Origin of the sequence: Mycobacterium sp. 1245852.3 (assembly GCF_001669335.1) — a bacterium.
Lineage (GTDB): Bacteria > Actinomycetota > Actinomycetes > Mycobacteriales > Mycobacteriaceae > Mycobacterium > Mycobacterium europaeum_A.
The window spans coordinates 1-7,641 of sequence record NZ_LZLL01000254.1 but is presented as its reverse complement, the minus strand read 5'-3'; the positions used below and the strand labels follow the sequence as shown (position 1 = coordinate 7,641).

Annotated in this window: 8 protein-coding genes and 1 pseudogene; 5 read left to right on the top strand and 4 right to left on the bottom strand. The window is 67.4% G+C overall.

Annotation, left to right across the window (positions count from 1 at the left end):
* Window positions 1-4 precede the first annotated feature (4 nt).
* On the top strand, window positions 5-1,243 hold the full coding sequence (locus A9W96_RS11165) for a cytochrome P450 (RefSeq protein ID WP_067139758.1): 1,239 nt from the start codon (window positions 5-7) through the stop codon (window positions 1,241-1,243).
* Window positions 1,244-1,247: 4 nt separating this feature from the next.
* Here A9W96_RS11165 and A9W96_RS11160 read toward each other — a convergent pair whose 3' ends face one another.
* The gene (locus tag A9W96_RS11160) at window positions 1,248-1,850 is read right to left on the bottom strand and encodes a TetR/AcrR family transcriptional regulator (protein WP_066871486.1); all 603 of its coding nucleotides are present in this window, start codon (window positions 1,848-1,850) and stop codon (window positions 1,248-1,250) included.
* Window positions 1,851-1,919: 69 nt separating this feature from the next.
* On the opposite strand from A9W96_RS11160, the gene A9W96_RS11155 reads away from it, so the two are divergent.
* Entirely contained in the window at window positions 1,920-2,348 is a 429-nt protein-coding gene (locus A9W96_RS11155) for a DUF1707 domain-containing protein (RefSeq protein ID WP_067139755.1), read from the top strand.
* A 28-nt stretch (window positions 2,349-2,376) separates the two neighbouring features.
* On the top strand, window positions 2,377-3,165 hold the full coding sequence (locus tag A9W96_RS11150; RefSeq protein WP_067139752.1) for an SDR family oxidoreductase: 789 nt from the start codon (window positions 2,377-2,379) through the stop codon (window positions 3,163-3,165).
* Between the two features lie 131 nt (window positions 3,166-3,296).
* On the opposite strand, the gene A9W96_RS11145 is transcribed toward A9W96_RS11150, so the two are convergent.
* Window positions 3,297-4,781: a serine/threonine-protein kinase gene (locus A9W96_RS11145; RefSeq protein WP_067139749.1), complete on the bottom strand. Its 1,485-nt coding sequence runs from the start codon at window positions 4,779-4,781 to the stop codon at window positions 3,297-3,299.
* A gap of 248 nt (window positions 4,782-5,029) precedes the next feature.
* Between A9W96_RS11145 and A9W96_RS11140 the strand changes: the two genes are divergently transcribed.
* Window positions 5,030-6,415, top strand: a complete 1,386-nt coding sequence (locus tag A9W96_RS11140; RefSeq protein ID WP_067139746.1) for an FAD-binding oxidoreductase — start codon at window positions 5,030-5,032, stop codon at window positions 6,413-6,415.
* Here the strand turns inward: A9W96_RS11140 and A9W96_RS11135 are convergent, their stop codons facing one another.
* Window positions 6,416-6,817, bottom strand: a complete 402-nt coding sequence (locus A9W96_RS11135) for a nitroreductase family deazaflavin-dependent oxidoreductase (RefSeq protein ID WP_067023431.1) — start codon at window positions 6,815-6,817, stop codon at window positions 6,416-6,418.
* Window positions 6,818-6,902: 85 nt separating this feature from the next.
* Here A9W96_RS11135 and A9W96_RS11130 point away from each other — a divergent pair, with 85 nt between their 5' ends.
* Window positions 6,903-7,487, top strand: a complete 585-nt coding sequence (locus A9W96_RS11130) for a TetR/AcrR family transcriptional regulator (RefSeq protein ID WP_067139743.1) — start codon at window positions 6,903-6,905, stop codon at window positions 7,485-7,487.
* A gap of 19 nt (window positions 7,488-7,506) precedes the next feature.
* Here the strand turns inward: A9W96_RS11130 and A9W96_RS31380 are convergent.
* Window positions 7,507-7,641, bottom strand: a pseudogene (locus tag A9W96_RS31380) (thioredoxin-disulfide reductase); the annotation flags it as partial.

Genomic DNA, 7,641 nt, shown 5'->3' with positions numbered 1-7,641 from the left:
CGGCGTGATCGTTGACTTCGACCATCATTCCGACGCTTTCAACCTCAACGAGCTGGCCGTCAACGCCGACCTGCGGCAGCGATGTCCCGTGGCGTGGAACGAGAACTACGGCGGGTTCTGGTTCCTCAGCAGCTATGACGCCGTAAGCCAAACCGCCCGCAACGGCAGCACTTTCGCCCACAAGTACGAACCCCACGCCGCAGACGGCGTCGACTATCAAGGCGAGATGGGCGTCCCCCGCCCCGACGGCCAGCCCGCCCTGGGCATCGGCGAGGTCGACGGCCCCTACCACCAAGCGCTACGGCACGCGCTGGCGCCGTTCTTCTCCCCCGGCGCCGTCGAGAAACTCAAGCCGTTCATGGAGCAATCGGCGCACTGGTTCCTCGACCAACAAATCACCGAAGGGCACATGGACCTGGTGCGCGACTACGCCAGCCCGGTCCCAGCCATCCTGACCATGAAGCTGATGGGCCTGCCGTACGACAATTGGCACTTGTACGCCAACCTCTTTCACTCCGTCATGGCCGTCTCCCAAGACAGCGAAGAGTACGCGAAAGCGATCGCCAAGGTGCCCGCCATGATGCAAGAGGTCCTCGAGTTCGCCGCCGCAAGACGAGCCGACGCCCGAGAAGACCTGACCAGCTTCCTCATTCAATTCGAGTTCGACGGCCGGCGCCTCACCGACGAACAACTGCTCAACATCCTGTGGAACCTGATCGGCGGCGGCGTCGACACCACCACTTCCCAGACCGCGCTGACCCTGCTGCACCTGGGCACCCACCCCGACCTCCGCCAGCAACTCATCGACCACCCGGAGCTCCACCGCACCGCCACCGACGAATTCCTGCGCTACTTCTCCGTCAACCAAACCCTCAGCCGCACAGTCACTCACGACGTCGTGCTCGCCGGACAACGCCTCCGCAAGAACGACCGCGTCGTCATCAGCTGGCTGTCGGCCAACCACGACGAAAACGAATTCGACCGCCCCGACGAGATCATTCTCGACCGCGCTCCCAACCGCCACGTCGCCTTCGGGCTGGGTCCGCATCGCTGCATCGGGTCGCACCTGGCCCGGCTGATGTCGAGCGTGATGGTCAAGGCCGTCCTCGACCGTATCCCCGACTACGCAGTCGACGTCGAAAACGTGCACCAATACCTGGGCAACCCGAGCATGACCGGCCTGGGCACGCTCCCGGTCACGTTCGCGCCGGGACAAAGCCACCAAACAGATCGGCCCTGGTAATCGCTCAAAGCACTTGCGCCACAACGCCCGCGATGATGTCGTCGGGGGCCTGAACGATCCCGACCGCACCCAGTTGGCCGCCGATGGCCAGCGAGGCGATGCCGTGCACCAGCGACCACAACGGCGCGGCCACCTCCCGAGGATCCCGATCCCCGACGATGCCGGCCTCCTGGCACTTGGTGATCGCGTCGAGCAGGTCGCCGAACGCCTGCTCGCCGGCCACCGCCACGCTCGGCTGCTCGGCCTTCAGCGACTCCGCCCCGAACATCACCTGATAGTGATCCGGATGGTCAATGGCCCAGCGCACATAGGCGCGGCCGAGCTCGACCACCCGCTCCTTCGGATCGGAAGCGCGGTCGGCGGCCGCGGCCAGGTCGGCGTGCAACTGCTGGAATCCCTGTTCGGCGACGGCGGCCAGCAGCTCCGCCTTGTCGGCGAAGTGCCGGTACGGAGCCGCGGCGCTGACGCCTGCGCGCCGCGCCGCCTCGGTGAGGGTGAACCCCTTCGGCCCCTTCTCGGCCACCAGCGATAGCGCGGCACTCGTCAGCGCCCGCTTCAGATCACCGTGGTGATAGCTCTGACGCCGCCGAACGGCCGACCGCTGCACTGCCATGTTGACGACATTAACATTAAGGTCTATGTTAATGCTATTCACATCGGCGACCAAGGAGACGAAATGTCGAATCTGCTGGAAACCACATCGACGCTCGCCGGCACCCACGACCGGGAAAAGACGGCCGCCCTGCTCGGTCAGGCGTTCGCCCAGGGATACCTGCAGGTGGACGAGTACGACCGTCGGCTGCAGACGGTGTTCCAGACGCACACCGCCCAAGAACTGCGCGACCTCGTCGCGGACCTGCCGCTCGATCGCATTCGGCGCCACGACCCGCGCCGCCGCGCCGCCCGCATCGCCGCGGCGCGCCGTGGAGTGCGCGCGCACCTCGCCGCTTACCTCGCCATGTGCGTCATCGTGCTGACCGTCTGGGCGGCGGTCGCCTTGACCACCGACGCAACCTACTTCTGGCCGATCTGGCCCATCCTCGGCGCGGGAATCGGATTCGTCAGCCACGCCGCATCGATACCGCGTGGCAAGCAAAGCCGTTGAGCACCAGCACTATTCGCTAGGAGAAGCTATGAAGAAGACGGCAGTGGTCACCGGCGCCAGCTCAGGGCTGGGCGCGATCTTCGCCGACCAGCTGGCGCAGCGGGGTTTCTCGCTGGTGTTGGCCGGACGGGACCGGGCCAGGCTCGAGGCCGTCAAGCAACGGTTGGGGCAGGGCACCGAGGTTCAACTGGTCGTCGGCGACCTTGGCACCGACGCCGGTGTCGAGGATCTGATCGCCCGCCTGGACGGACGGGCGATCGACGTGCTCGTCAACAACGCGGGCTTCGGCACCTACGGCCCGTTCGCCGAAATCGACGCCGGCCGCGAACTCGAACTGGTGGCGGTCAACGTCGACGCGCCGGTCCGCCTGACCCACGCGGTCCTGCCCGGGATGCTGGCTCGCGGCCGCGGCGGCATCTTGAATGTCGCCTCTACCATCGCCTTTCAGCCCGGCACCTATCAGGCCACCTACGGCGCCTCGAAAGCCTTCGTTCTGTCGCTGAGCCAGGCGTTGTGGGCCGAGACCCGCGGCTCCGGTGTCACCGTGACCGCGCTGTGCCCCGGACCCACCCAGACGGGATTCGTCGACGCGCTCGGGTCGGACGTCTCGCACACCGCGATCTACCGCCACCTCGCCGAACCGGGTCCGGTGGTGGCCGCCGGGTTGCGCGGTCTCGACCGCGGCCGCGCGGTGGTCGTGCCCGGCTGGCGCTACCGGGTGATGGCGACGGGCGGACGGCTCGCGCCCGGATGGTTGTCGGCGCTTATGAGCGGGCGAATGCTGCGCCCCGCGGCGGCGCCGGCGAAGGCGGCGTGACCACCCTTGCGCCGCCTTCGCGCTAGCACATCCGCTAGCGCGTTTGGGAATCGTTTCATGGCCGAAAACCCGTGACGCATGTGACGTTTGGGGCACCGGAGCCTCGGATTATCCGAATAGCACCGCGCGCGTTACGACGCTGTCGCGTACTGCAGCACGGGTTCCGAGGAATCGACATGGCCGAAGCTGATGATCCGCAGCCGGTTCGGACGCACCTCGTAGACGACGCCGTCGACCGGGTTGGTCACGTCGAAGCCGTCCTCGACCCGCTCGGCATTGGACAGCTCGATGTGGGCGCCGTCGCGAATCCGCTCTCCGCGGTAATAATAAGTGCCGCTGAGGTTTTGGCACACCACCGCCAGCGACTTGGCGGTCCGCACCACCAAGGCTGGCGGATTGCCCGGGTCGCAGCGGGCCGTCTCGCCGACGAACCCTAGACCGTCGGCGCCCTTCACCGGGCGAGACAGCGTGGGCGTCAACGGCGGCGGCGCCGTAGGTGACGGAGACGCCGCCTGTGCAGTCAAAGGCGGCGCAGACGTCGACCCGTTGTGATGAGTACCGCCAACCAAATTCATCGACAAGACCAGTCCGGCGATCAACAGCACCGCCGTCACCGCGGCCACCACCACCGGAGTGCGACCGATCGCCGGCCAGCGCCACGACGGGCCGGACGCGACTGGCCGCTCGGGGCTGCTGTCAGCGGGCTGGTCAAGTTCTGGCAGGGGGACGGTCGGCAGCGGGCGTGTCTTGGGAGGCGGTCCGCTTCGCCCGGCGGCCACACCCACCGGCTGCTCGTAGGCCGCGAACACCGCGTCACTGGCGGCGCGGGCAAGTTCACCGGCAGATGCGAATCGCGCCGCGCCGTGTTTGGCCATGCCCCGGGTGATGATGTCGTCGTAATCGCGGCCGACACCGCGGCGCATGATGCTCGGTCGCGGCGCCGGCGCCAGCATGTGCGCGCGCTTCAGCTCCCCCGCGTCCTCGCTCTCGAACGGCGGCTGACCGGTGAGGCATTCGTAGAGCACGCACGTCAACGAATAGACGTCGGTCTGCGGCCCGACCCGCCCGGTGGTGAATCGCTCGGGCGCCATGTAGGTCCGCGAAATCGTCTCGTCGCCGGCGGCCTGGGCGATGCCGAAGTCCGCGAGGTAGGTGAAGTGATCGTGGGTGAGCAGGATGTTCTCGGGCTTGACGTCCAGGTGCACCAGCCCGGCGGCGTGCGCGGCGTCCAGGGCCCGGGCCACCTGCGCGGTGATCGACGCGGCCCGCGACGGCTCCAACCCGCCCTGCTCACGCAGCAGGTCTTTGAGGCTGCCCCCGTCGTCGACCAGGTGCATGTCGATGAAGGGCACGCCGTCGATCTCGCCGAAGTCGTGCAGCGGCATGACATGGGGCTCCTGCAGCCGCGTCACCTTCCGGCACTCGCGCCAAAGACGTTGCTGGAAACCGGGGTCCGCGGCCGTCTCGCCGCGCAACAGCTTGAGCGCGACCATCCGGTCCTTAACCGTGTCGTACGCGCGGTAGACCTCGCCCATGGCCCCGGTGCCGATCACTGATCGCAGCTCGTACGGCCCGAACCGGGTACCGAGCCGCGAACCGCGGGACGAGGAGGTCAACAAACGATCCTTTCTCCTTCAAGACAGTCCACGCCGCGGATTCCCGAATCGCGCGTCGGCATAACGTGCGCAGCCTCACGCGTGTCGCTACTTCGAGACACCGCTGACGGCGGCTATTATCACCCGGCCAGACCGACACGAGGCCTCGCGGAAAACTGCGCCCGCCCCACCCTAACGGCGTCTCTGCTCGCATGCATCCCACCGATACAGTGAGTAATTGTCCGGCACGTAAGAAGGTGAGGCCTTCGATGACCGACATGACGGCGCAATTCGCGAGGATCGTCGGCGAGCACAACCTGCTTACGGGCGATGTGATTTCCGACGACTACGCGCACGATGAGGTGCTGACCAAGCCGGCGCAGAAGCCCGCATACCTGGCCAAGCCGGCGGCCGCCGACGAGGTCGCGCAATTACTCAAGGCCGCGTCGGAAAACCGCGTGCCGGTGACCGCCCGCGGTTCGGGCACGGGCCTGTCGGGCGCGGCGATCCCCCGCGCGGACGGATTGCTGATCTCCTTCGAGCGCATGAACGCCGTGCTGGAGGTCGACGGCACCAACCAGGTCGCGGTCGTGCAGCCCGGCGTGACGCTGACCGAGCTGGACGACGCGACGGCCGGCACCGGGCTGCGGTACATGGTGCACCCGGGCGAGCTGTCCTCCAGCGTCGGCGGCAACGTCGGCACCAACGCCGGCGGCATGCGCGCGGTCAAGTACGGCATCGCCCGCCACAACGTGCTCGGGCTGCAGGCGGCGCTGCCGACCGGCGAGCTCATCCGTACCGGCGGCAAGATCGCCAAGGTCTCCACCGGCTACGACCTGACCCAGCTCATCGTCGGCTCCGAGGGCACCCTGGCCCTGGCCACCGAGGTGACCGTCAAGTTGCATCCGCGCCTCGACCACGCCGCCACCGTGCTCGCGCCGTTCGCCGACTTTGATCAGGTGATGGAGGCGGTGCCCAAGATCCTCGCCAGCGGCCTGGCGCCCTACATCCTGGAGTACATCGACAGCGTCACGATGGCCGCGCTGGTACATACCCAGAATCTCGAACTGGGCGTGCCCGACGCCGTGCGGGACAGCTGTCAAGCGTATCTGGTTGTGGCGCTTGAGAATCGGACCGCCGACCGGCTGGACGAGGACGTCGAGACGACGGGTGAGCTGCTCGCCGAGCTGGGCGCGGTAGACGCCTACGTGCTCGAGGGCGGGTCGGCGCGCAAGCTGATCGAGGCGCGCGAAAAGGCGTTCTGGACGCTCAAGGCGCTCAACGCCGACGACCTGATCGATACCGTCGTGCCGCGCGGAGCCATGCCGAAGTTCTTGTCCGGCGCGCGCGGTCTGGCGGCGGCGGCCGGCGCTGCCGCGGCGGGCTGCGGGCACGCCGGTGACGGCAACGTGCACCTGGCCATCTTCTGCCCCGACCCGGCGATCCGAAAGCAGCTGCTGACCGACATCTTCGCGCTGGCAATGGAATTGGGCGGCGCGATCTCCGGCGAACACGGCCTGGGCCGCGCCAAAGCCCCCTACTTCGTCGAGCTCGAGGACCCGGTCAAGGTCGACCTGATGCGCCGCATCAAGGCGAGCTTCGACCCGGCCGGCATCCTCAACCCCGATGTCGCGTTCGCATCGGGTAGCGAGTAGTCAACGCGCCGTTGCCAATTGGCTCACGATATCGAGCCGGAGGAACTCCGGCGCCTTGATCACCCTACGCAGCATGAAGCGGATGAACGCCGGCATGTCGGTCGCGTTCGCGTCGCGGAACACGACCGGCGCGCCCAGCTGGTAGCGCCGCCGCCTGGTCTCCAGTTCACAGCCCCCCGCGGCGAGCACGTTGCGCACCCAATCCGTTTCGGGACCGTAGGTCAGCGCGATCACAAATCCGTTGTGGCGGCGAAAGACCCACAGCGGGGTCCGAAAGGTGCGTCCCGATTTGCGCCCGCGATGGACGACGACTCCCCATCCCGGCGCCCACGGAGCGATGTACTTGGTGAATCGGTTGAGGCCGACCTTGTTGAACCGGGCGACCCATCGTGGTGCTGGCATCTCCGTAACTCCTCACGTGGAGAATTTCTACACCAAGGCTAAAACCCGGCCGCCCGGAAGTCAACGACTGTAGAATTTCTAAACTGTGCCCCCCATCGGACGACGCCCGGGCAACCCGGACACCCGCAACGACATCGTGGCGACCGCCCGACGGCTGTTCGCCGATTCGGGCTACGACAAGACCTCGGTCCGCGACATCGCCGCCGGCGCGGGCGTCGACCCGGCGCTGATCCGGCACTATTTCGGTAGCAAGGCCGAGCTGTTCCGGTCCACCTTGGGCTGGCCGTTCGATCCGGCCGAAATCAGCGAACGCATCGCTGGCGGCGATCGAAAGCAAATCGGTGAGCGCCTGACGCGGGTGTTCTTCGCGGCATGGGAGCAGCCGGACTCCCGCGCTTCCCTACTGGCGATCCTGCGGGGTGCGGCCACCCACGAAGAGTCGGCCACGCTGGTGCGCCAGTTCATTCAGGGTCAGCTGTACCCGGAGATGGCCAAGCTGCTGGCCGGGGCGGACACCGAACTGCGCATCGACCTGGCCATGGCCCAACTGCTGGGCATCGCCTACCTGCGCCATGTCCTTCAGGTCGAGCCGATCGCGTCCGCCCCGGTGGACGAACTGATCGCGCGGGTGACGCCGGTCGTCACCGCCCATCTCACGTCGCGGGGTTGACAACCTCGGCCTGAAAACCTCAGCTACGCAACGGCTCTCGACCGATCGCCGGCGTGACGGACGCATCCACGTCGGTTTCTTCGTGGTCGGCGAGCCAGCGTTCGGCGTCGATGGCGGCCGAGCAGCCGCTGCCCGCGACGGTGAGAGCTTGGCG